Below are 22,568 nucleotides of genomic sequence, written 5' to 3'. Positions count from 1 at the left end.
CGCCCGGACAAAATGCCCGGTAGTGAAGTCTGCCGGGCATCTGATTGTGCCGGCCTCCAGTCACACTCCGCCGCGGTTCCAGCCACGGCCACGTTCGCCGAACATTTCATAGCCCCCGTCGGTGATCGCGAGCGTATCCTCCAGCTTGATGAAACCGCGCTTCGGGTGAAGCATCGTCGTCTCGACCGAGATCACACTGCCGGCTTCCAGCGGCTTGTCGGCATCGATGCCCTCATAGGCGACGGGGTGGTTCGTCATGAGGAACGGCGCTTCGTGCGTGATGAGGCCCATGCCATGGCAGAAGAAGTCGGTGAAGCCCGCCGATGGCGAGGCCTTGAGCTCGGCTTCCGCCGCCGCGATCATTTCACTGCCCACAACCCCTGCCCTGACCTTGGCGAAGGCCGCCTGCTGTATGCTTTCGACTTCAGCCAGAAGATCCTCCAGCTCCGCATCCGGCTCGCCGAGCACACCCATGCGGCAGAGGTCGCCGATGTATCCGTGATAGTTGCCGCCGGAATCAATCGACAGGACCTCGCCCTCAGCCCAGGCCTGCGGCGAGCCCGCGCGATTGTGGCTGGCGCCGAGCGTGAGCAGGCAATATTCGAAGTGCAGTCCCCGGTTGGTTTCCTCCCTGCGCAGCTGCTCGATGATCTCCAGTTTCGTCGAGCCGGCGCGGGCGGCGGCGATTGTCGCCAGCATCGAGTCGGTAATCAGTTCGGAGGCGCGTTTGAGCTTTGCCAGTTCATCTGGCGTCTTAACCGCCCTCAGCCGCTCCAACACATGTGTGGCATCGACAAACCGCGCACTATCCAGCCGAGAGGCAAGAAGATCACGGGCGTCGGAAGGCAGAAAGGCAGGCTCGACACCGATGCGTCCGCCGGCCTTGCCGATTTTCTTCAGGTGCTCGACAGCGAGCCCGGCCGCATCCTGGGTGCCCCAGCTCGCCGTATGCACTGCGGACGTCCAGAATGGATTGTTCTGATGCTCTGCGCCCTCCATGCGGTTCCCCACATAGGCGGAGTGATCGGGCGCACCTTTCTCATAGATCACCATCGGCAGGTACCGGCTATGCCCGATCGCATCCATGGCTGCGAAGAAGATGAACTTGTATCCGCCCAGCAGATATTGCGTGTTGTGTTTGGAAGTGGCGATCAGGACGTCGATACCGGCCTCCTCCATGAGGCGGTCGAGCTTGGCCGTATCGAACGGCGCCACGGCGGCCTGCCTTGTCTGCCCTGCATTGTCGTTCATTGTCTTTCCTCCCACAAAATGGATGCCCGCCTCAGATGCCCTGCGGCAGCAGGCGGAAGTCCGGCAAATCGCGAAGCGCAAGCTCCGGCCCCGCCGGTGAGTAGACGACGAACAGGAGCATCGGCCCGCCACCGGTGTTCTTCGTCGAATGAAAGCGACTTTCGGGAATATAGATCGTGCAGCCGCTGGCGACCTTGCGCGTCACCGGATTTGCGTTCTCGTCCTCGACCATCTGCTCGCCCTCGCCGGATATTACGAAGATGATTTCCTCTGCACCCGGATGATTGTGACGTGAGTGGCCCTCGCCGCTTGGCAGTTCGACTACCCCGCCGGAAAAACGACTGGCGCCATTGACTTCGGGCGCCACGGTCAGCGACAGCTTGCCCCAGTCGAAACCGAAGGCGCTTACATCCTGCGGATAGACAAAGTAGTTGTCCTTTACCATGAAACGGCCTCCTCCATGACCTTCCTCAGACGACCGCGCCGACAGCGAGCGCCTTGAAATCTTCCGTCTGCTTGCGGATTGCCGCCTCGGCCGGCAGTCGCTCCATCGAGCTTGCGCCGTAAAAACCATGGCAGCCAGCACAACGCTCGAGAACGTAACGCGCATCCTCCGGCATGGAGATGGGACCACCGTGACAGAGCACGATGACGTCGTCGCGCACCGACCGCGCCGCCTTGGCGATCGCGGTGATCTCGTCGATGCAGTCATCGAGCGACTTGCCGGATGTGGCGCCGATCGTGCCGCCGGTCGTCACCCCCATATGCGCCACGACAATATCGGCGCCGGCGCCGGTCATGGCGATAGCCTCGCTCTCGTTGAAAACATAGGGCGTGGTCAGCAGATCGAGCCCATGGGCGGTGGCTATCATCTCGACCTCCAGATTGTAGCTCATACCCGTCTCCTCGAAACTCTGCCGCATCCTGCCGTCGAAGAGGCCAATCGTGGGGAAGTTCTGCACACCTGAAAAGCCCATCGCCTTCAGCTCGGCAAGGAAGCGCGGCATCAGCACGAAGGGGTCCGTGCCATTGACGCCGGCGAGCACCGGCGTCTTTTTCACGACCGGCAACACTTCGAGCGCCATCTCCTTCACGATCTCGTTGGCGTTGCCGTAGGCCAGCAGTCCTGCCGCCGAGCCGCGCCCCGCCATGCGGTAGCGCCCGGAATTGTAGATAATGATGAGGTCGATGCCGCCTGCCTCCTCGGCCTTGGCGGAGATGCCGGTGCCGGCACCACCGCCGACGATCGGCACGCCGGCTGCGATCATGCCGTGAAATTTTTCGAGGATGGTCTTGCGGGGTATGGCTGGCATCGATTTTGTCTCTCACGGTTTGGCAATGTCACGAAAGGCGGCGACGGCGGCTTCTGCGAAATCCGGATCGTTGATATGGAGCGGCAATCGAACAATACGTCGCGACGCCGTCGGCTTCACCGTCGCCTCGAGCGCGGCAAAAAGCGCGGCGTCGGCTTCTGGGTCGAAGAACGCACCGCCTTCAATGTCGAGGGCCGAGACACCCTTCTCGGGAATGAGGAAGCGCACGGGGCCGTGGCAAAGATTGAGCTTGTCGCCGATCCAGCGGCCGATCTCAGCGCATTCTACCGAGGTCGTGCGCATCAAGGTGACGTTTGGATTGTGGCGGTAAAACAGCCGGCCGGCATAGCGTTCGGGGACGGTATCCGGCGCCCAGAAGTTCACCATATCAAGCGCGCCGACCGAGCCGACATAGGGCAGACCCGTGTGGGCAATCGCGTCGAAACGGTCGGAGGTGGCCGGCAAAACACCCCCGAAAAGCAGGTCGCAGACCTCGGTGGTCGTGATGTCGAGCACGCCTGAGATCAGGCCGCTGTCGGCAAGCTTCTCCATCGCGCGCCCGCCCGTTCCGGTCGCGTGGAATACCAGGCAGTCATAGTCCGGCCGGAGGCGCTCGACCATGGCGGATACGGCAGGTGTGGTCACGCCGAACATGGTGAGCCCGAGCGCCGGCTTCGATGCCGTCACCTCAGCCGGCCGGCTGGACATCGCCGTAATCGCCTGGGCAGCGTTGTGAAGGATGACCCGGCTAAGCCGGTTCAGGCCAGCCATGTCCGTGACCGAAGGCATCATCACGATGTCGGAAACATCGACATAGGGAGCAACATTGCCGGAGACGAGCGTCGATACCATGATCTTTGGCAGGCCGAGCCGCAATTGGCGCATGCCCGCAGTAATAATCGAGGTGCCCCCGCCTCCGCCGATACCGATGATGCCGGCGATGTCCTGGCGCGCCACCAGGAAGCGCGCGAAGGCAATGCCCATCGCTTCGACCGCCCTTCCGCGGTCTTCGCAGGAAAGGACGGCTCCAGCACCCTCGGGATGGCAAGCGGCAACCGTGTCAGCCGCCACGTCGACGGTGGTCCGAGGCTCACGGATGCCGACGTCGACGCGGGTAACCGCCCCGCCCGACGCCTCGATGCAAGCGGCGAGATAATCAAGCTCCTCGCCCTTCGTGTCAGCCGTGCCAACCACGTAGATCTGCTTCATTTCCCCTCCGCAACCGGGCGGGTTTCCTCCCAGCATATCCCACGTTCGGAGCAAGCGATGGCCCTTGCAAATTTGTGAGACGCGCGTATCATAAAGATATGGATGTCTCACGTCAACAGAACGAAACAGCCAGGACCGAGCGAGGCCCGCGTGCCCGCACGCGAAAACTGATGCTCGAAACAGCAACGCGGCTCATGCAGTCCGGCATTACGCCCTCGGTCAGCGAAGTGGCCGAGGCTGCTGAAGTCTCGCGGGCGACCGCCTACCGTTACTTTCCGAGCCAGGCCGCGCTCGTGCATGCCGTGGTGGATGAGGCTCTGGGACCAATACTCGGCTGGTCGTCCGACAGTCCGGATGCACGCACCCGCGTTGCCGACCTTTTGGCGACCGCGATGCCGCGGATCGACGAGTTCGAGGCCACCTTCAAGGCGGCGCTGAAACTTTCGCTGGACCAGTGGGCGCAGCGCCAGGCGGGCACGCTCGGCAACGAACCGCTGTTCAAGCGCGGCCACCGTGTCGACCTGCTGAAGTGCGTGACGGCGCCCCTGCAGGGCAGCGTGCCAGCGGAGTCCCGGGAGCGCCTTGCGCAGGCGCTTTCGCTTGTCTTCGGCGTCGAGGTGCTGATCGTGTTGAAGGATATCTGGGGCCTGACCTCCGAAGGCGCGCAATCTGTTGCCGAGTGGGCCGCCAAGGCGCTCGTCGACAGCGCACTACGGCAGGCGGAGGGTAGTGCATGACATCGCAGCCCGCCAACTGGTTCGACCAGATGAAGTAACATGTCCTACATCATGGGCCGGGATTTGCGACAAGGAATTTGAGGCCGCCCGACAAAACTGCTTAGGTAAGCCGCGGCTACGGGAATATATCCAGAAGTCTGGAAGAAGAACCGAAGATGAAAGCTCTCCGTGGGTCGCTCTTGACGGTAATGGAGTTTGGTACTACCAGATCAGGGAATAATATTCAGGCTTGAGATCTGAAACGCGCTGGGGTCGGGGAGGACTCAAGCACGAAATCAACCCAGAAGGATCAAGAAGCCGGATCGGGAGGCCCGCGACGACGCGGGAAGTGCATAAATGGGAGGAAACGTTATGCGCAAAACTATGACCGGTCTCGTTGCCGGTGTCGGATTGATGTGGGCCTGCGGAACGTCCGCACAGGCCCAGGAACTGACGATTTTCTGGGCCGAGTGGGACCCGGCAAATTACCTTCAGGAACTTGCAAACGAATACGAGGCTGAAACGGGCGTCAAGGTCACTGTCGAGACCACCCCATGGGCCGACTTTCAGACCAAGGCCTTCACCGAATTCAATGCAAAGGGCTCAGCCTATGACCTGGTCGTCGGCGACAGCCAGTGGATCGGGGCGGCGTCGGAAGCAGGACATTACGTCGATCTGACCGATTTTTTCACCAAGCACAATCTGACTCAGGTGATGGCTCCGGCAACGGTGAAATACTACTCCGAGTATCCGGCAAACTCGAAGAAGTACTGGTCAATTCCTGCAGAGGGTGACGCCGTCGGCTGGTCCTACCGCAAGGACTGGTTCGAAGACCCCAAGGAGATGGAGGCATTCAAGGCGAAATACGGCTACGATCTCGCCCCGCCAAAGACCTGGGCCCAGATGCGCGACATCGCCGAGTTCTTCCACCGTCCAGACCAGAAGCGCTACGGCATCGCCATCTACACCGACAATTCTTACGACGGGCTCGTCATGGGGGTCGAAAACGCGATCTTCTCGTTTGGAGGCGAACTCGGCGATTACCAGAACTACAAGGTCGACGGCATCATCAACTCGGAGAAGAACGTCAAAGCGCTCGAACTTTATCGCGAGCTCTACGGCTTTACGCCTCCAGGCTGGGCCAAGTCCTTCTTCGTCGAGAACAACCAGGCGATCACCGAAAACTTGGCCGCGATGAGCATGAATTATTTCGCCTTCTTCCCGGCTCTAGTGAATGAGGCCTCGAACCCGAATGCCAAGGTTACCGGATTCTTTGCCAATCCGGCAGGCCCGAATGGCGAGCAGTTCGCAGCACTCGGCGGACAAGGCATATCGGTCATCTCCTACTCAAAGAACCAGGAAGAGGCGATGAAATTCCTCGAATGGTTCATCAAGGACGAGACCCAGAAGCGCTGGGCTGAACTCGGTGGCTACACGGCAAGCGCCAAGGTGCTCGAATCCCCGGAATTTCAGAACGCGACGCCCTATAACAAGGCCTTCTACGAGACCATGTTCAAGGTCAAGGACTTCTGGGCAACGCCTGAATACGCCGAGCTGCTGATCCAGGCGAACCAACGCATTTACCCCTTCGTCACGGCCGGCCAAGGCACGGCGAAGGAAGCGCTCGACGCTCTGGCAGCGGACTGGAATGCGACGTTCAAGAAATACGGACGCAACAAATAGCAGACGCGATCAGCGGAGGGGCCTGGCCGCCCCTCCAGTTTCATTCTGCATCTCGCGCCCAGGGGCGCGGTTCGAGAGGGCGCGGCGCCCGGCATTCACTTCGCGCATCGTGATGCCTTCCGGCATCAGGCGCCGAACTCTCGGAGGAGGAGAGGATTGGCCACCGCAGTCATGATATCGCTGGACACGAAATCGCGTGCCGCATCCCGCGGCATGAGCGACATTCACATTCGCAATCTGTTCATCATCCCGACGATCCTGTTTCTGATCGTCTTCAACATCTTTCCGCTGATCTATTCGCTCGGCTATTCCTTCACCGACTTTCGCGCCTCGTCGAACGCACCAGCCAACTTCGTCGGCCTGCAGAACTACCGCGAACTGCTGAACGACCCGTTCATCTGGTCGAATTTCGCCATCACCGCAAAATATGTGATCGTCTCTGTTACGGGACAGGTGATCGTCGGCTTCGGCACGGCCATGTTGCTCAACCGCGATATTCCGCTGAAGGGTCTCCTGACGACACTGCTGCTACTGCCGATGATGCTATCGATGGCAGTGGTCGGTCTGTTCTGGAAGCTGCTCTACGATCCCTCGTTTGGCATCATAAACTACACGCTCGGTCTCGGCTCCTTCGAGTGGCTGTCGAATCCGGATGTGGCGCTTTATGCGGTTGCCATCACTGACATCTGGATGTGGTCGCCCTTCGTGATGCTGCTGTCGCTCGCCGGCCTTTCGGCCGTGCCAAAGCATCTCTACGAGGCAGCGGCGATCGACCGGGCAGGACCGTTCTATACCTTCTTCCGCATCACGCTGCCGCTTGTGGCGCCGATCCTGATGATCGCAATCATCTTCCGTACGATGGAAGCCTTCAAGACCTTCGACCTCGCCTACATCCTGACCAGCCAGCCGACGACTGAGGTGATCTCCATCCGGCTCTATAAAATGGCCTTCCAGGAGTGGCAGACCGGGCGCTCCTGCGCACTCGCCTACATCGTTCTCATCATGATCCTCGCCATCACCAATATCTACGTCAAGTACCTCAACAAAGTGAAGGAACGCTAAGATGGCCGCCGTTCAAACCCGCTCCGAACGCGCGCTGAACCGGGTGGCAATCGCCGCCGTACTTGTCATTACGCTGATCTTCCTGGCGCCGATCTACTGGATCACCTCGACGGCCTTCAAGCCCCGCAACCTCGCCACCACCATACCACCGACAGTGCTCTTCGAGCCGGAGCTCTCGCCTTTCGTGAAGCTCTTCACCAAGCGCTCGCAGCTGCGTGGCGTGCCGACCCCCGAAGAATATGCCGCCGCCCCCTGGTGGGAGCGGATGGTGTTCGACGGTGGTGAGAAAATCGTCCGTTCCGGCCGCGGCGAGGTGCAGCCATCCGGCTATCCGAACCGCTTCATGAACTCGCTGATCGTCGCGATCACGTCCACGGTGCTGGCAGTCGGCATGGGAACCTTCACCGCCTATGGCTTCTCGCGCTTCAGAGTGAAAGGGGAGGCCGACCTTCTCTTCTTCATCCTGTCGACGCGCATGCTGCCGCCCGTCGTCGTGGCGATCCCGATGTTCCTGATGTACCGCGCCGTCGGCCTCAACGACACGCATTGGGGGCTGATCATCCTCTACACCGCCTTCAATCTTTCCTTCTCCGTCTGGCTGATGAAGGGTTTCATCGACGAGATCCCAAAGGAATACGAGGAGGCCGCGCTCGTCGATGGCTACACGCGGATGGAGGCGTTTTTCAAGATCGTCATCCCCGAAGCGGCCACCGGCATCGCTGCGACCGCCGTCTTCTGCTTCATAACGGCCTGGAACGAATATGCGTTTGCGCTGATCATGACGAACCGGCGCGCGCAAACCGCTCCACCCTTCATTCCGAGCCAGGTCGGCTCCGGCCTGCCGGATTGGACGGTCATTGCGGCCGGTACGTTCCTGTTCCTGCTACCGGTCGCGATCTTCACGTTCCTGCTCAGGAACCATCTCCTGCGCGGCATGAGCTTCGGAGCGATCCGCAAATGACCTTGCGCGCCTTCAACCAGAAATATCTCGAACCCGGTTCGCAGTATCTGATGATCTTGGGCATTATCGCGCTCTGCCAGCCTTGGAACCTGTTCCTGCACCGCTACGGCATGACGATGACGCTGGTCGGACTGATCGCCTTCATGGTGGCGACCAAAATCCCCCGGGACGCGCAATCAGACGAAGGCAGCCAGTCATGACGCAGATCGAGCTTCGCGCCATTCAGAAATATTTCGGTGCCGTCCAGGTCATCAAAGACCTTAATCTCGCCATTGCCGATAACGAGTTCATCGTGCTGCTCGGACAATCGGGCTGCGGGAAGACGACGACATTGCGCGCCGTCGCCGGCCTGGAGACGATCGACGAAGGCGACATCCTAATCGACGGCAAGCCGGTGCAACATATCAAGGCATCCGGCCGGGACATCGCCATGGTGTTTCAATCCTTTTCGCTCTATCCGCACATGACGGTCTACGAAAACATCGCCTTCCCGCTCCGCGCCACCCGGATGAGCCGCGCCGATGTCGATAAGGCGGTCCGGGAAATCGCCGCGGTTCTGCGCATCACCGAGTTGCTGGCCCGCAAGCCTTCGGCACTGTCAGGAGGAGACATGCAACGTGTCGCAATCGGCCGCGCTCTGGTGCGACGGCCGAAGGCCATGCTGATGGACGAGCCGATCGGTGCGCTGGACGCGAAGCTGAGAGAGGAGATGCGGGCGGAAATCAAGCGTCTGCACATCAAGCAAGGTTCAACCACGATCTACGTGACGCATGACCAGGTGGAGGCCATGTCGCTCGCCGACCGCATCGTCATCATGCACGAGGGCATCCTCCAGCAGATCGGCACGCCGGAAGAGGTTTACGGTCAACCCGCCAACATGTTTGTCGCGCAGTTTGTCGGAAGCCCGGTGATGAACATGGCGCCGGCAACCGTCAGCGAAACGGGCGACCATACGCGCGTGCAGGTTGGCGACGGCGTAACGGGCTTTGAGTTCCCCGCCGCACTGGCCAACCGTCTCTCTGACGCGAAGGCCGCGAACGGCCAGCTAACACTCGGGGTTCGGCCCGAGGGCGTGATCGTTTCACGGGAAGCACGTGAGGGCTTCGTGCCGGTCGAGGCGCATATTATCGAGCCGCTCGGCTCACACGATATCGTTGACCTGAAGGTCGGCCAGCAAATGATCAGGGCGCGAACCAAAAGCGGTTTCGTACCCGGTCCAGGCGAAGCCGTCTGGGCACGCATCGACCCCGCCCAGGCTCATTTCTTCAATACGGCAACCGGTTCATCGCTCGGGATCAGACTCTGATGGCGCATATCGAACTTAAGGGCATTACCAAGACTTTCGGCAGCCACACGGCACTGAAAAACCTGAACATCGACATCGCTGACGGCGAGTTCTTCGTGCTGCTCGGGCAGACCGGCGCCGGCAAGACAACGACGCTTCGCCTGATCGCCGGGCTCGAAAAGCCCACCGCAGGCCAGATCTACATCGACGGGCACGACGTCGCCGACTGGGGCGCCGCCGAGCGGGACGTGGCCCTGGTGCTCCAGCAGTACTCGCTTTACCCGCGCTACACGGTCCGAGAGAACCTGGAATTTCCATTAAAATCCCGCATCCGCCGCATTGAGCCAGAGGAAATCAAGGAACGCGTCGCTCGGGTTGCGAAGACCCTGCGCATCGAGCATCTGCTCGACCGCAAGACGGACCGGCTGTCGGGAGGCGAGATGCAGCGCGTATCTATCGGCCGTGCCATCGTGCGCAAGCCGCGCGTGTTCCTGATGGACGAGCCGCTTTCGGCGCTCGACGCGAAGCTTCGCGAAGCACTCCGCACGGAGTTGAAGAACCTGCAGATGAACCTCGGCGCGACCTTCCTCTTCGTCACTCATGACCAGATCGAGGCCATGTCGATGGGCGACAAGATCGGCGTCCTGAACAACGGTCAACTGGTGCAGACCGGGACACCGCAGGAGATCTACCGGAATCCGGTCAACACCTTCGTCGCGCGCGCCGTTGGTTCACCGCCGATGAACCTGATCAACGGCACGCTCGCCGGCAGCGAGGCGGTGGCCAGCGAGGGCTATCGGCTGCCGTTGGGCAGCGACCACGCAATTGCGACGGACGGCCGCCCGCTCACCTTCGGCATTCGCCCGGAGGACATCTTCCTCGACAGTGGCGCGCCGGGGGAAGCACGGGTGCACGACGTGGAAAACCATGGCGTCGAAAAGATCGTGACACTGCGCACCGGCGAGAAGTTTATCCACGCGACCGTGCCGACGCAAACGGCGCTGCGGATCGAGGATACGGTTCGCTTTTCGTGGAATCCGGAGAAGGTCGTCCTGTTTGACGCCGGAAGCGGGGTCAGCCTGCGGCACGCAGGCTGACCTGATCCACCCAATACAAATGGTCTCGGTGGCGCGGCAGGCAACCAACGTTCCCGGTCGGACGGCCTATGCCGGAAAGCGCCGGCGGTAGTGTTCTACCACTTCGGGATTGCGCAAATTGACGGGCAAGTCGCCTCTGATGACGCGCAGCGCTTCGCTGGCCGCACCTGTCCCCATGCGCATCATGCTCTCTTCCGTCAGACCAGCCAGATGCGGAGTGACGATGACGTTGGCGAAGCCGAAATAGGGATGGTCGAGCGGCAATGGCTGCGTTGCAAAGACATCAAGCGCTGCTCCGCGAATTCGGCCATCGCCTAGCGCCTGGATCAGCGCCGCATCATCGATGACGGGACCGCGTGACACGTTGATCAGGATTGCTCCTGGCTTCAGCCGACCGATGCGCCCGGCATTGAGCAAGCCAGTCGTCTCCGGCGTCAACGGGCAGCAGAGCACGACGATGTCGGCCCGCTCAACAAGCTCATCGATCGCCAGGAAGCGCGCGCCCGCAGGCACGCTTTCCGGCGACCGGCTCGTTGCGACCACCTCCAGGCCAAAGCCGAACTTCGCGATCTTGAAGATCGCCTTGCCGACATTGCCCATACCGACGATGCCCATAGTGCGGCCGCCGAGGTCGACGGCCGCATCCGACTGGGCGCGGCCCGCCGCCCAGCCGTCCTGACGCAGTTCCCGATCCATTTGGCGGAAGCGTCTCAGCAGGGCCAATGTCACCAAGAATACGTGCTCGGCGACAGTCGACGCATTGACAGCGGGGACGTTTGCGACAAGCACGCCGGCGCGGGTCGCCGCCTCCATTGGAACCATGTCGAGGCCCGCACCATGGCGGATCGCCGCGCGAAGCGCTGGCGCATCCTCGAAGAAGGCCGGCGGGATCGGCGCGCGCACGACGACAATACCCGCGCCGCGTCCTTCTCGCAGCAAGGTTTCCGGATCGGGCGCGGAAGCTACGCGCAGATCACCCGCCCCCTCAAGCACGGCCTTGGCCGCGGGGTGCAGGGGATGTGTGGAAAAGATGAAGCTCATCGGCCTCCCCGCCGGTTACGCCTATCCGGCCGCCGTCGCTGGACCGCCGATAAGACCCTTCCAATAGCTTTCCGCACCTTGAAGATGCGCGCTCATCAGCGCCTGGGCGAGATTGCCGTCTCGGGCAAGCAGCGCTTCGTAAATGCGGATATGCTCCTCATGCGAGCGCCGGCTTCGGGCGGCATCGGCAAAATAGATAGGCAGCCGGTGTTCGCCCATGACGTAGTAGACGCTGCACACCCGATAGAAGACGCTGTTCTTGGTGGCTCGAACGATCTCCAGATGGAAATCCCGGTCTTCGCGCGCCAGCCCCTCGCCCGCGGCAAGCTTCGCCTCGGACGCAGCGAGTATATCGCGCAAGCGCTTGTAATTCTCCTCCGTCGCCCGGCCGCAGGCGAGTTCCGCGGCCTTGATCTCATGGATCTTGCGAAGCTCCACGGTCTCGTAGATCAGAATGGGGTCTAGGGGAACGCCGGCGCGGGCAAAAAGCGCCATTGCCTCCACGCTCGCCTCCGTGGTCGTCAAATAGATGCCCGACTTGGCTCGACGCTCTACGATGCGCATTGCCTCCAGGATCGCCAATGCCTCGCGAATTTGGCCCCGGCTGACGGTGAAATGTTCTGCAAGCTCGCGCTCCGATGGCGTGCGGCCGGTGTCGCTCGAGTTTGAGAAAAGATAAGCTGCGAGATCGGAGAGGAGGGAGTTTTCTTTCATCGTCACTGTCTTTGCGCGTGAGTCTCCAGGACCCTCTGATTGATCGTGAAGCCCAGGCCAGGTCGGTCCGGGATCTCTATCATACCGTCCTTTACAGACACAGCGTCCTCGACAAGATCGTGGATCATCGGATTTGCGCCGAGGGAATATTCGATGACGAAGCTTGCCGGAGAGGCCGCGCACACGTGCAGACCGGAAAAGAAGCAGGGCGCCCCAGCCCAAAGATGCGGTGCGAAACGGAGGTTGAAGGCGCTGGCGAGCGAACTGATGCGCATCGCTTCCGTAATGCCACCGCAGAAAGCCGGATCGGGCTGGAATATGTCTGCGGCCCGGAGCATCGCAAGATCTCGGAAGGCGAAACGCGTCGCCTCGCTCTCGCCGGCAGCGATCGGCACGTTCCCGGCCGCGCGCACCTCCGCCATGCCCGGCTTGTCATCGGCTATGACAGGCTCCTCGAACCAGGCGAGGTCGCAGTCCGCAACCATCTGGATAAAGCGCTTCGCTTCGCCAACAGTATATGTGCCATGCGCATCGACCATTAGATCGACGTCGGGGCCGACAGCTTTGCGAGCGGCACGCACGCGCGCTGCCGAGACATGCGGCGCACCGTCCATCGCGCCGACGCGCATCTTGACTGACTTGAAACCGCCTGCCGCGATATAGGACCGGAGCTGCTCGCCGATCCGGTCCGTGCTCTCCCAACCGCCCGAGGCATAGGCAGGCAAGCGGTCCGCCTTGCGGCCACCCAGCAGCTTCCAGACTGGGACGCCGAGCGACTTGCCGAGGATGTCCCAGAGCGCTATGTCGACCGCACTGATCGCAGCGACCGAAAGGCCGCGCCGCGCGATCTCGGGCATGGCGTGACCCGAACTCGCCGCCGTCTCGTGGCGTACACCGTTGTAGAGCATTTCCCATATGGTGAAGATGTCGCCAGGATCGCGGCCGATGAGCTTGGGCCCTACCTCGTGATTGATCATGTGCACCAGCGTGCCATAGCTGCCGGCACTGCCCGCGGCATTCTTACCTTCCCCCCAGCCCACAATGCCGTCGTTCGTCTCGATACGCAGGATCGCACTGTCGAAGGTCATCAGGCGGCCGAAGTCGCTGCGGTGCTGACGGCTCGCCTCGATGGGAATCTTGACCCACCAGGCCTCGACGCTTTTGATACGCATGTCTCTGCCCCCGCTCCTCAAGGCCCGCGGTGGGCCGCGGGAGATATCTTCCATTCGTTACTTGATCAGCGGCAGGATCGTCTCGGCGGTGATCCGCATCTGATCGTCGTAGAATTTCTCGGTGAGCAGGCTCGAGCCGTGATCCTGGATAAATTTCAGCTGTTCCGGGGGGATGTCGACGGGGTTGCGCTCGACCATGTCGGGATATTTGGTGGCAGGCGTCCGGTCAACCGGAGCGACGAATTCGTTGGTGACGGCGCCGTCGTAACCGATCTCCTTCAGCGTGCCGATGATCTTCGGCCAGTCGAGGTGGCCGAGGCCGGCGGCGAAACGATTATTATCGGCGACGTGGAAGTCGAACAGGCGTTTCCCGGCGAGCCGGATCGCCTCATAGATGTCTTCCTCTTCGATGTTCAGGTGGAAGGCATCCAGGCAGACTCCGCATTCAGGGCTGACGGCATCGGCGAGCGCCAGCGCTTGGGCGGCACGGTTGAAGAAATAGGTCTCGAAACGGTTGAGCGGCTCGACGGCAATCCGCACCCCCCTCTTTTGAGCGTGAGCAAAACACTCCCTGGTGGCGTCCACCACCCATGTCCACTCTTCCTCCTCGGTCCCATCCGGCACCACCTTGCCGACTGTTGCCGGTACGAGCGTGAGGATCTCGCCCTCGAGTTCGCTGACCATGGTGATGACGCTCTTGACATAGTCCACGGACCGGGCGCGCTGGCCCTCATCCCTGGCGGCAAGATTTCGCTCGCCGAGCGTCAGGGTAACAGCGCCCCAGCAGCGGATGCCATGCTCTTTCAGCAGCGCACGCGTCTCCTTCACGTCGTACTGTGCCGGCTCGCCGGATATCTCGATACTCTCGTAGCCATATTTTTTGATGCGTTTCAGCGTGACGGCGAGCGGTTCAGCCCGCATCCAGTTGTGCGTAGAAAGATGCATGAGGTTCCTCCTAGACTGTTGCGGCCAAGCTCGACAGCAGCTTGGCATCGAAACGTCACCTTATGATGGCCAATCTCATTACCGGCGGCCATCTGGTTTGGCCAATTTTTGTTATCTGAAAGCTCTAACCCAATTCCCGAGCGTCCGCAAGACGGCCTCAAAATGTCGAGAAAGTCGGCGTATTCGGTTGTTTGTCGCTGTATTTCCCGCTCATGCGCGGAATCCCCGCTCCCAGTGGTGAGCGCAGCGGCTTGACCAGAGCCGCCATTTTGGTATGACCAGATTTGGGAAGTGATAAGCGCGGACGCCGCAACGCAGTGGCGAAGTGCCAAGGGGGAGAGATGAAGATCGGCATGTGCATGTTCCTCTGGACGACAGCTGTCGGCCCAAAACACGAGGCACTGTTACGCGATATCAAGGAGACGGGTTTTGATGGCGTCGAGATCCCGATCTTTTCGGGCAAACCCGACGACTACCGACGGCTGGCGGCGTTGCTCGACCGGATCGGTCTGGAACGGACCGCCGTTTCCGCCATGGGCGACCTCCGGATGAACCTGATCGCTTCCGACGCGGCAACCCGCAGACGCGGCATTGACTACGTGAAATGGGCAATCGACTGCAGCAATGCGCTTGGCGCGACTATGCTGAGCGGGCCGCTGCATTCGACGCTCGGCAAATTTTCCGGAAGCGGGCCAAGCGCGGCGGAACTCAAGCGCTCGGTTTCCTCGCAATTGGCGATTGGCGATCATGCAGCAAAGCACGGCGTTACGATAGGACTTGAGGCGCTGAACCGTTTCGAATGTTACCTGTTCAACACGATGGACGACCTTGCGGCCCATATCGACGCGGTCGGACATCCGAATATCCGTGCCATGTACGACACGTTTCACAGCAATATCGAAGAAACCGATCCTGTCGGCGCTTTTACGCGCAACAGTGACCGCATCGTGCATGTCCACATTTCGGAGAACGACCGCGGCGTTCCAGGGCGTGGCAACATTCCCTGGGCGGAGACGTTCAGGGCACTGCGCGCGAGTGGCTACGACGGATGGCTGACAATCGAAGCCTTTGGTCGGGCGCTCGAGGAGCTCGCCGCCGCAACGAAGGTCTGGCGCGACTTTTTCGAGACACCGGAATCGGTTTATCGTGAAGGGTACCGTCATATCCGCGACGGATGGGAGGCGGCGGCATAACCGCCAACCGACCAAAGGTTTCGGTGCCGGCAGGGCTGCACAGCACGGCAGACGGCGGACACGGCCGAGCTGCCAGAAGGAATGCGGGGGGCGCGCTGCTCACGCAGACCGCCGGTTTCTCTCGCTTGCCGGCAAGAGGTGCGTTTTCAGCGCGTCCGTCTCGTGCCTCAGCCGATGGCCATCAGGCTCGCATTGCCGCCGGCCGCCGCTGTGTTGATCGAAGTCGACACTTCTTCCAGCAGCCAGTTGAGGCAGTAGGCTTCGGGATCGCTCGCCAGTTCCTCGCTTGTCGCGGCCTGGACCAGCAGAAGCGGGCCGGGCAGCGCGGCGATCTTCCGGTTGACGGCAAGAACCCTGTCGCGGTCCCCTTCGACGAGCGCACCGGAGAAAGGCCCGTCCTTTTCCCAATCCGATGTCCAGGAAAGACGCCCGGCCACAGCTGCCGGAAGGTCCGCCAGGACAGGCTTCGATATCGAACCCGCGTCGATGACGACGTGGTTACCGGTGGAAAGGGCCGCGGCGATCTGGCGGTGCAGTCCGGTTTCGGTCTGCGGCACGAGCAGGATACGGCCGCGCGGATGGAGCGCATAGAGATTGCGCTCGCCGACAGGGCCGGTGAGCTCACGTTCGAGCCCGAGCGCCGATCGGCTCGCATAGCCGCGCGCCGCTTCCCCTTCGACCGTCAGGCCCTTCTTATCGAGCCAGACGATGTAATCGCGAAGGGCGAGGTCGGTATGAACGGAATCCTGCTGCGGCGGCACCGGGGCGCGCTGCACCAGCCGGCCGATATAGAGCGGGCCGCCGGCCTTCGGACCGGTTCCCGACAGGCCACGGCCGCCGAAAGGCTGCACGCCGACGACAGCGCCGATGATGTTGCGGTTGACGTAGAGGTTGCCGGCCTTGATGCGGCTCGTCACATGGGCGATCGTTTCGTCAAGCCGGGTGTGAAGGCCGAATGTCAGGCCGTAACCCGAGGCGTTGATGTCGTCGATCAGCCGATCGAGGCCGTTTCTCTTGAAGCGGACGACATGCAGGACCGGACCGAAGATCTCCCTCGTCAGGTCAGACAGCGACTTGATCTCGATGATCGTCGGTGGAACGAAGGTGCCTTTTGCTGCGCTTTGCGGCAGCGGCAGCTGCTCCACCTTGCGGCCGGCGGCCCGCATCGCTTCGATATGCTGGTCGATCTCCGCCTTCGCGCCGTCGTTGATGACAGGCCCGACATCGATACTCAGGCGATCGGTGCGGCCGATGGTCAATTCACGAAAAGCCCCCTTCAGCATAGCGAGCGTCCGGTCGGCGACGTCGTCCTGCAGGCAGAGGACGCGCAACGCCGAGCAGCGCTGGCCGGCGCTGTCGAAAGCCGATGTCACGACGTCGGCCACGACCTGTTCGGCCAGGGCGGACGAATCGACGATCATGCCGTTCTGGCCGCCGGTTTCGGCAATCAGCGGGATCGGCTTGCCGGTCGCTGACAGGCGCTCGGCGAGCTGCGCCTGGATCATGCGGGCAACTTCGGTCGAGCCGGTAAACATGACACCTGCCGTTTCCCGAGCCCCGACCATGCCGGCGCCAAGGCGGCCGCTGCCGGGCACGAATTGCAGGGCGCCGACGGGCACACCGGCCTCGTGGAGAATCTTGACGCTCTCCGAAGCGATGATCGGCGTCACACCGGCAGGTTTCGCCAACACGGGATTGCCGGCGACGAGGGCAGCGGCAACCTGGCCGGTGAAAATCGCCAGCGGGAAGTTCCACGGGCTGATGCAGACGATCGGGCCGAGCGGCAGATGCGAGGGCCCGAGGGTCTTGCGCGCCTGATCGGCATAATAGCGCAGGAAATCGACCGCCTCGCGCACTTCGCCGACGGCGTTGGCGGCGGATTTGCCGGCTTCGCGCATGACGATGCCCATCAGCACCTTGATACGGGCCTGCATAATGTCGGCGGCCCGATCGAGACATGCGGCACGCTCTGCCGGCGGCACGGCCGCCCATTGCGGCGCATACTCGGCTGCCATCGCAACAACGCGGGCGGCTTCCTCGACCTTCAGCTCGGTCACTGTGCCGACGACATCGCTGTGATCGGCAGGATTGGGGACATCGCGCGTCACGCCATCCGTGGAGCCATCGGCGAGAATCGGAACCGCATGCCAGGGCATCGCAGCCGTGGAAGCCAGCGTCTCCGCCAGATCCGAAAGCGTGGCTTCGCTCGAGAGATCGAGGCCGCTCGAATTGGTCCGGGCGCTGCCGTAAAGCGCCTGGGGCGCGGCAATCTGCACATGCGGGGCGCCGACGACGGGCATGGCCGCGACGGTCTCGGCCGGATCGGCGATCAGCGCCTCGACCGAAACATTGGGATCGGAAATGCGATGCACGAAAGAGGAGTTGGCGCCGTTTTCGAGCAGGCGGCGGACGAGATAGGCTAGCAGCGTCTCATGCGTCCCGACGGGGGCATAGATGCGGCAGGGCCGGTCGAGCTTATCCTTGCCGACCACCTCGTCATAGAGCGGTTCGCCCATGCCGTGCAGGCACTGGAACTCGTATTTGCCGACTGCGAAGTCGGGCCCTGCCAGATGATAGATCGTGGCGAGCGTCTGCGCATTGTGGGTGGCGAATTGCGGGAAGACGGCATCGGCGGCGGCAAGCAGCTTGCGCGCGCAGGCGATGTAGGCGACGTCCGTATAGATCTTGCGGGTATAGACCGGAAAATCGTCGAGACCATCCAGCTGAGCGCGCTTGATCTCCGCATCCCAATAGGCGCCCTTGACGAGCCGGACCATCATCCGGCGCCCGGAGCGGCGGGCGAGATCGATGATGTAATCGAGCACGAAGGGGCAGCGCTTGCCATAGGCCTGCACGACGAAGCCGAGCCCGTTCCATCCGGCAAGCTCCGGAGCAAAGCAGAGTTCTTCGACAAGATCGAGCGAAAGCTCCAGCCGGTCGGCTTCCTCGGCATCGATATTGAGGCCGATATCATAGGACTTGGCGAGAGCGGCGAGCGCCTTGACCTTCGGCAGCAACTCGCCCATCACCCGGCCGGCTTGCGCTCTCACATAGCGAGGATGCAGGGCCGAAAGCTTGATCGAAATCCCGGGGCCGTCATAAATGCCGCGCCCATCCGCTGCCTTGCCAATGGCATGAATCGCCTTCTCGTAATCCTTGAAATAGCGCTCGGCGTCTGCTGCGGTTGTCGCCGCCTCGCCCAGCATGTCGTAGGAATAGCGGAAGCCGCGCGCTTCGAGCGGCCGGGCGCGCTTCAGCGCCTCCTCGATCGTTTCGCCGGTGACGAACTGCTCGCCCATCATGCGCATCGCCATATCGACGCCGCGGCGGATGACCGGCTCGCCGGCACGCGCGATCAGCCGCGTCAGCGCCGCCGACAGGCTGCGGTCGTTGACCGTCGAGGTGAGCTTGCCGGTGACGACGAGACCCCAGGTGGCGGCGTTGACGAACATGGATTTGCCGCCGCCGATATGCGAGGTCCAGTTGCCCTCGGCGATCTTGTCGCGGATCAGCGCATCGCGGGTGTCCGTATCGGGAATGCGCAGCAGTGCTTCGGCAAGGCACATGAGCGCCACGCCTTCCTGGCTGGAAAGCGAATATTCCTGAACCAGCCCTTCGACGCCGGTGCCCTTGTGCTTGGCACGCAGCGCCTCGATCAGAGTGCGGGCCGTGTTGCGGATATCATAACGCTTCGCCTCGGAAACGCGTGCGGCGGCAACGAGCGGCGGCAGGCATTCGGTTTCCGGGCGGCGATAGGCGGCCGTGATTGCCTGGCGAAGCTCGGATTGCGGCCGGATCGGCGGCGCGAAGGCGGCGAATGGCGCGCCCTCAGCGGGATCAATGGAGGAGGCGGGGTCGATCGCTGCGTTCAACATGGGAGTCCCTGTTCAATCAAAATCTGTTTAGCGGATAAATGGAACACCTGGCTCGTCATCCCAGAGTGCATCATCCAGAAAAGCCGGACCGGAATATTCCGTCTCGCGAAGCGGGCGCGCCTCCGGCTTGTCGCGCTTGAGGGTGAATGCGGCCGCAACCGCTCTTATCGCCACCGGCCTGTAGTGGACGAGCAAGTCCGGCTTCTGATCGTCATCGATTTGTTTCCCGTGCATCCATGATCCCCCTGTGGTGCGGCGCCGCTGCCGATCCCGGCAATGCGCCAGACGCTCACGCCGTCCTCCCATTTGCCGACGCATAATCTATCACAGCCGCAAATCGCGATCTCACTTGATTTTAGCCATTTTCAAGCTGTATGAACTTATAAACCGATCGCCAAGAGTTCATATGGCCACAGAAACCGACACATATAGTGATTTGGACCAGTTCGACAGAAAGATCCTCGCGGCGCTGGCCGAGGATGGCAGGTTGTCGATCACCGATCTCGCGGCGCGCGTCGGGCTTTCGAAGACGCCTTGCCAGATCCGCTTCAAGCGGCTGATCAACGACGGCTATATCGAAGGCTTCAAAGCCGTCCTCAACCCCGCGAAAATGCAGCTCGACCATATTGCCTTCGTCGAGGTGAAACTTTCCGACACCCGCGAGGCTGCGCTCAAAAGCTTCAACGAGGCCATCAAGAAGATCAGGGAGGTCGAAGAGTGCCACATGATCGCCGGCCGGTTCGACTATCTCCTGAAGATCCGCACCCGCGATATCGGCCGCTACCGCCGCGTTCTCGGCGAACGCATCTCGACCCTGCCGCATGTTGCCAACACTTCGACAAATGTCGCGATGGAAACGATCAAGGAAGGCTGGGACAAATTCGGTTCGAGTCTTTCGTGATCATGAACGTCTAAGCCGTTGGGGCAGTTGCCTCGCGGGCCGCGCAGCCGTGTCTCGGTTTCCTGCCGCGTGCGCTTGGTTTCATCGGCAACGATCGGCCTGGCGCTGCTGACCACCTCATTCGTGCTGCAGAACGACGCCCGTGATACACCCTCCCCTTATGCCTGGGCGACGCGCTGACCTCCCCAGAACGCGCCTTCGACGGTCTTGCTTTCACACAAAGCACGCCATCTGATGTAGTCAGGCAAGACCGCCAAGGCAGACGAACAGCCGACGGCGGAATCTGAGAATGAGGAGCACGATGGATCACAGCCCGCAAGTATCGGCGAGCGAAGAGAACGAACCACGCCGGCTGCGATATCTCCCCTGGGAACGCATCGCGTCGGACCTCGACCATCCCACTCACCTCGCCCGCAAAGCCGCGCTCAGGCGGTCCTGCGGCGCGGAACTGGCAGAGACCTCCTATGTCGCGGAGAACGCCGCGATCTTCACCGAAAGCCTGACGATGGGCGAGCGGTCGTGGATTGCGGGGCACGCTCTCGTGCGCGGCGATGTCATCCTCGGCGACGATTGTTCCGTCAATCCCTATGCCTGCGTTTCCGGAAAGGTGACGTGCGGCAATGGGGTCCGCATTGCCTCGCATGCATCGATCGTCGGCTTCAATCATGGCTTCGACGATCCTGATCGCCCCATACACCGCCAGGGCGTCATCAGCCTCGGCATCGCCATCGGTGACGACGTCTGGATCGGCGCCAATTGCGTGATCCTCGACGGCGTCACAATCGGCAAAGGCGCCGTCATTGCCGCCGGGGCAGTCGTTACGGGGGATATTCCCCCCATGGCGATCGCCGGCGGCGTCCCTGCGCGGGTGCTGCGGCGTCGGGGCAGCGCGCCCCCGAAATCCACAGCGAGAAACATTGAAGACCAGTTGGTCAGGCTCGGACAGAAGGCGAAGGAGCAATGGCCGGAGATTCTTGCGCGCTGGAAAACCGAGGTTTCCTATGAATCGCTCGAGGCGGATGGCGTCAAAAGGCCGGCGATCCGGCATCTCTGTGATGCGATCGAGATCGCAGCCGGTTTTGGCCAGCTGCCGCCCGGCCTCGATCCGTCCGAGACAATCGAGCGGCTACAAGGCCTCCAGGATCGCGACACAGGCCTTTTTCCTGAAGACCGTACGGGCGTGCACGGAACGTCGCTGAGGGATGATCCGAAAGCGCTCTACAATGTTCTTTCGGTCGGCTACGCGCTTGAACTGCTCGGCTCGAATCCGCGGCATCCTGTCGGGGCGGTCGATCTCGATGCCGGAGAGCTGGACGAATGGCTGAGTGCGCTGCCCTGGCAAAGCAGGGCATGGCACGCCGGCAGCGCGGTCGACGCCATCGGCACGGCCATGTATTTCAACGCCCGGTACTTCGGCCTCCGGCAATCGCGCCAACCGCTGTTCGAGTGGCTGAACCGCAATGCCAACAGCGTCTCCGGCCTATGGGGCGAGCCGACGGCGCTGGAGGGATGGCTCCAGCCGGTGAACGGTTTTTATCGCCTGACACGCGGCACTTACGCCCAGTTCGGCGTTCCGCTTCCGCACCCCCACGCCGCCCTCGAAACGGTTCACCTCAACTACCGCAACCACAAGGGCTTCGTCGGCGCGAAGCATAATGCCTGCAACCTGCTCGACACGATCCATCCCCTGCTGCTGATTGCCCGACAGACCGATTATCGGCGGGCAGATGGTCAGTCGATTGCCCGTGATCTCATTGCAAGGGCGCTGGACAGATGGCGGGACGGCGAGGGATTCCCGTTCGCCGATGGTACCGAGCCGAGCCTGCAGGGAACGGAGATGTGGCTTTCGGTCATCCACCTATCGGCTGATTTCCTCGGCCTTGCGGATCGTTTCGCCTTCATTCCCAAGGGCGTACACCGGACGGCAACGCCCGGGCTCGGCCTGTAATCAACCAGGCGGCGGCGAGTTTGCGGGCATTGCTGCACCTGGCCTCGACCGCACGATCACTTTGTAGCGATCTTCGGCGGCAAGCTCGTTTGTCTCGAAGCGCACCAGGGCTCCGTCCTCCGGAAAGTGCCGATCAGGCAGCCGTCGGCTCGATCACCCGGTGACACGCAGGACCAGCAGCTGGCCGAGCCGTCCTCGAGGG

At 61.9% G+C, this 22,568-nt stretch carries 21 protein-coding genes; 10 read left to right on the top strand and 11 right to left on the bottom strand.

Annotation, left to right across the window (positions count from 1 at the left end; translation table 11 throughout):
* Positions 1–60 precede the first annotated feature (60 nt).
* The 4 genes from NL154_RS24625 to NL154_RS24610 are packed head-to-tail and all read right to left on the bottom strand — an operon-like array spanning position 61 to position 3,773.
* Entirely contained in the window at positions 61–1,251 is a 1,191-nt protein-coding gene (locus NL154_RS24625) for a M24 family metallopeptidase (RefSeq protein ID WP_210631752.1), read from the bottom strand.
* 31 nt (positions 1,252–1,282) lie between these two features.
* Positions 1,283–1,696: a cupin domain-containing protein gene (locus NL154_RS24620; RefSeq protein ID WP_434734190.1), complete on the bottom strand. Its 414-nt coding sequence runs from the start codon at positions 1,694–1,696 to the stop codon at positions 1,283–1,285.
* Positions 1,697–1,721: 25 nt separating this feature from the next.
* Positions 1,722–2,564: a phosphoenolpyruvate hydrolase family protein gene (locus NL154_RS24615; RefSeq protein WP_210631750.1), complete on the bottom strand. Its 843-nt coding sequence runs from the start codon at positions 2,562–2,564 to the stop codon at positions 1,722–1,724.
* Between the two features lie 12 nt (positions 2,565–2,576).
* Entirely contained in the window at positions 2,577–3,773 is a 1,197-nt protein-coding gene (locus tag NL154_RS24610; protein WP_434734189.1) for a Tm-1-like ATP-binding domain-containing protein, read from the bottom strand.
* Between the two features lie 98 nt (positions 3,774–3,871).
* Between NL154_RS24610 and NL154_RS24605 the strand changes: the two genes are divergently transcribed.
* The 7 genes from NL154_RS24605 to NL154_RS24575 all read left to right on the top strand — a co-directional run bounded on the left by NL154_RS24605 (position 3,872) and on the right by NL154_RS24575 (position 10,577).
* Positions 3,872–4,510, top strand: coding sequence for a TetR/AcrR family transcriptional regulator (locus tag NL154_RS24605; RefSeq protein ID WP_210631748.1), 639 nt, complete (start codon positions 3,872–3,874; stop codon positions 4,508–4,510).
* A gap of 351 nt (positions 4,511–4,861) precedes the next feature.
* A complete protein-coding gene (locus NL154_RS24600) occupies positions 4,862–6,172 on the top strand; it encodes an ABC transporter substrate-binding protein (protein WP_210631747.1) in 1,311 nt (436 codons plus the stop codon).
* Between the two features lie 171 nt (positions 6,173–6,343).
* Positions 6,344–7,234, top strand: a complete 891-nt coding sequence (locus NL154_RS24595; protein ID WP_405047677.1) for a carbohydrate ABC transporter permease — start codon at positions 6,344–6,346, stop codon at positions 7,232–7,234.
* Position 7,235: 1 nt separating this feature from the next.
* Positions 7,236–8,195 (top strand): carbohydrate ABC transporter permease, encoded by a 960-nt coding sequence (locus tag NL154_RS24590; RefSeq protein WP_003572879.1) that lies wholly within the window; start codon positions 7,236–7,238, stop codon positions 8,193–8,195.
* Complete coding sequence (locus NL154_RS24585) at positions 8,192–8,395, top strand: hypothetical protein (RefSeq protein WP_210631745.1); 204 nt, start codon at positions 8,192–8,194, stop codon at positions 8,393–8,395. The genes NL154_RS24590 and NL154_RS24585 overlap by 4 nt, the downstream gene beginning before the upstream one ends.
* On the top strand, positions 8,392–9,501 hold the full coding sequence (locus NL154_RS24580) for an ABC transporter ATP-binding protein (protein ID WP_210631744.1): 1,110 nt from the start codon (positions 8,392–8,394) through the stop codon (positions 9,499–9,501). Before NL154_RS24585 ends, NL154_RS24580 begins: the two co-directional genes overlap by 4 nt.
* Positions 9,501–10,577, top strand: a complete 1,077-nt coding sequence (locus NL154_RS24575) for an ABC transporter ATP-binding protein (protein WP_210631743.1) — start codon at positions 9,501–9,503, stop codon at positions 10,575–10,577. The genes NL154_RS24580 and NL154_RS24575 overlap by 1 nt, the downstream gene beginning before the upstream one ends.
* Before the next feature lie 66 nt (positions 10,578–10,643).
* Here NL154_RS24575 and NL154_RS24570 read toward each other — a convergent pair whose 3' ends face one another.
* From NL154_RS24570 to NL154_RS24550, 5 genes are all read right to left on the bottom strand, one after another.
* On the bottom strand, positions 10,644–11,618 hold the full coding sequence (locus NL154_RS24570; RefSeq protein WP_221147346.1) for an NAD(P)-dependent oxidoreductase: 975 nt from the start codon (positions 11,616–11,618) through the stop codon (positions 10,644–10,646).
* 21 nt (positions 11,619–11,639) lie between these two features.
* Positions 11,640–12,332: a FadR/GntR family transcriptional regulator gene (locus tag NL154_RS24565; RefSeq protein ID WP_210631741.1), complete on the bottom strand. Its 693-nt coding sequence runs from the start codon at positions 12,330–12,332 to the stop codon at positions 11,640–11,642.
* Positions 12,333–12,334: 2 nt separating this feature from the next.
* Positions 12,335–13,504 carry a mandelate racemase/muconate lactonizing enzyme family protein gene (locus tag NL154_RS24560; protein WP_210631740.1) on the bottom strand — a complete coding sequence of 390 codons (1,170 nt, stop codon included), beginning with the start codon at positions 13,502–13,504 and terminating at the stop codon, positions 12,335–12,337.
* A gap of 57 nt (positions 13,505–13,561) precedes the next feature.
* Positions 13,562–14,449, bottom strand: a complete 888-nt coding sequence (locus tag NL154_RS24555; protein WP_210631739.1) for a sugar phosphate isomerase/epimerase family protein — start codon at positions 14,447–14,449, stop codon at positions 13,562–13,564.
* Positions 14,450–14,606: 157 nt separating this feature from the next.
* Positions 14,607–14,804 carry a hypothetical protein gene (locus NL154_RS24550; protein WP_127248936.1) on the bottom strand — a complete coding sequence of 66 codons (198 nt, stop codon included), beginning with the start codon at positions 14,802–14,804 and terminating at the stop codon, positions 14,607–14,609.
* Here NL154_RS24550 and NL154_RS24545 point away from each other — a divergent pair.
* Positions 14,791–15,642, top strand: a complete 852-nt coding sequence (locus NL154_RS24545) for a sugar phosphate isomerase/epimerase family protein (protein ID WP_221155940.1) — start codon at positions 14,791–14,793, stop codon at positions 15,640–15,642. The genes NL154_RS24550 and NL154_RS24545 overlap by 14 nt on opposite strands.
* 167 nt (positions 15,643–15,809) lie before the next feature.
* On the opposite strand, the gene putA is transcribed toward NL154_RS24545, so the two are convergent.
* Both putA and NL154_RS24535 read right to left on the bottom strand, forming a co-directional pair.
* Positions 15,810–19,517 (bottom strand): trifunctional transcriptional regulator/proline dehydrogenase/L-glutamate gamma-semialdehyde dehydrogenase, encoded by a 3,708-nt coding sequence (putA, locus tag NL154_RS24540; protein WP_221155941.1) that lies wholly within the window; start codon positions 19,515–19,517, stop codon positions 15,810–15,812.
* 27 nt (positions 19,518–19,544) lie between these two features.
* Entirely contained in the window at positions 19,545–19,751 is a 207-nt protein-coding gene (locus NL154_RS24535; RefSeq protein ID WP_221147342.1) for a hypothetical protein, read from the bottom strand.
* A gap of 172 nt (positions 19,752–19,923) precedes the next feature.
* Here NL154_RS24535 and NL154_RS24530 point away from each other — a divergent pair, with 172 nt between their 5' ends.
* Together NL154_RS24530 and NL154_RS24525 are read left to right on the top strand one after the other, a co-directional pair.
* On the top strand, positions 19,924–20,418 hold the full coding sequence (locus tag NL154_RS24530) for an Lrp/AsnC family transcriptional regulator (protein WP_210631735.1): 495 nt from the start codon (positions 19,924–19,926) through the stop codon (positions 20,416–20,418).
* A gap of 301 nt (positions 20,419–20,719) precedes the next feature.
* Entirely contained in the window at positions 20,720–22,366 is a 1,647-nt protein-coding gene (locus NL154_RS24525) for an acyltransferase (RefSeq protein WP_434734363.1), read from the top strand.
* Positions 22,367–22,568 lie beyond the last annotated feature (202 nt).

Source organism: Rhizobium sp. YTUHZ044, from assembly GCF_051123975.1.
In the GTDB taxonomy this organism is placed as follows: Bacteria; Pseudomonadota; Alphaproteobacteria; order Rhizobiales; family Rhizobiaceae; genus Rhizobium.
The sequence above is the reverse complement of the archived record's forward strand: the minus strand, read 5'-3'. Positions and strand labels throughout refer to the sequence as shown.

Excerpts from the sequence above, each read along its gene's own strand:
- NL154_RS24590 (WP_003572879.1), top strand. The coding sequence starts at position 7,236 with ATGGCCGCCGTTCAAACCCGCTCCGAACGCGCGCTGAACCGGGTGGCA.
- NL154_RS24605 (WP_210631748.1), top strand. The coding sequence starts at position 3,872 with ATGGATGTCTCACGTCAACAGAACGAAACAGCCAGGACCGAGCGAGGC.
- NL154_RS24555 (WP_210631739.1), bottom strand. The coding sequence starts at position 14,449 with ATGCATCTTTCTACGCACAACTGGATGCGGGCTGAACCGCTCGCCGTC.
- NL154_RS24535 (WP_221147342.1), bottom strand. The coding sequence starts at position 19,751 with ATGCACGGGAAACAAATCGATGACGATCAGAAGCCGGACTTGCTCGTC.
- NL154_RS24620 (WP_434734190.1), bottom strand. The coding sequence starts at position 1,696 with ATGGTAAAGGACAACTACTTTGTCTATCCGCAGGATGTAAGCGCCTTC.
- NL154_RS24545 (WP_221155940.1), top strand. The coding sequence starts at position 14,791 with ATGAAGATCGGCATGTGCATGTTCCTCTGGACGACAGCTGTCGGCCCA.
- NL154_RS24610 (WP_434734189.1), bottom strand. The coding sequence starts at position 3,773 with ATGAAGCAGATCTACGTGGTTGGCACGGCTGACACGAAGGGCGAGGAG.
- NL154_RS24575 (WP_210631743.1), top strand. The coding sequence starts at position 9,501 with ATGGCGCATATCGAACTTAAGGGCATTACCAAGACTTTCGGCAGCCAC.
- NL154_RS24550 (WP_127248936.1), bottom strand. The coding sequence starts at position 14,804 with ATGCCGATCTTCATCTCTCCCCCTTGGCACTTCGCCACTGCGTTGCGG.
- NL154_RS24530 (WP_210631735.1), top strand. The coding sequence starts at position 19,924 with ATGGCCACAGAAACCGACACATATAGTGATTTGGACCAGTTCGACAGA.
- NL154_RS24595 (WP_405047677.1), top strand. The coding sequence starts at position 6,344 with ATGATATCGCTGGACACGAAATCGCGTGCCGCATCCCGCGGCATGAGC.
- NL154_RS24600 (WP_210631747.1), top strand. The coding sequence starts at position 4,862 with ATGCGCAAAACTATGACCGGTCTCGTTGCCGGTGTCGGATTGATGTGG.
- NL154_RS24625 (WP_210631752.1), bottom strand. The coding sequence starts at position 1,251 with ATGAACGACAATGCAGGGCAGACAAGGCAGGCCGCCGTGGCGCCGTTC.
- NL154_RS24585 (WP_210631745.1), top strand. The coding sequence starts at position 8,192 with ATGACCTTGCGCGCCTTCAACCAGAAATATCTCGAACCCGGTTCGCAG.
- NL154_RS24565 (WP_210631741.1), bottom strand. The coding sequence starts at position 12,332 with ATGAAAGAAAACTCCCTCCTCTCCGATCTCGCAGCTTATCTTTTCTCA.
- putA (WP_221155941.1), bottom strand. The coding sequence starts at position 19,517 with ATGTTGAACGCAGCGATCGACCCCGCCTCCTCCATTGATCCCGCTGAG.
- NL154_RS24580 (WP_210631744.1), top strand. The coding sequence starts at position 8,392 with ATGACGCAGATCGAGCTTCGCGCCATTCAGAAATATTTCGGTGCCGTC.
- NL154_RS24570 (WP_221147346.1), bottom strand. The coding sequence starts at position 11,618 with ATGAGCTTCATCTTTTCCACACATCCCCTGCACCCCGCGGCCAAGGCC.
- NL154_RS24615 (WP_210631750.1), bottom strand. The coding sequence starts at position 2,564 with ATGCCAGCCATACCCCGCAAGACCATCCTCGAAAAATTTCACGGCATG.
- NL154_RS24525 (WP_434734363.1), top strand. The coding sequence starts at position 20,720 with ATGGATCACAGCCCGCAAGTATCGGCGAGCGAAGAGAACGAACCACGC.
- NL154_RS24560 (WP_210631740.1), bottom strand. The coding sequence starts at position 13,504 with ATGCGTATCAAAAGCGTCGAGGCCTGGTGGGTCAAGATTCCCATCGAG.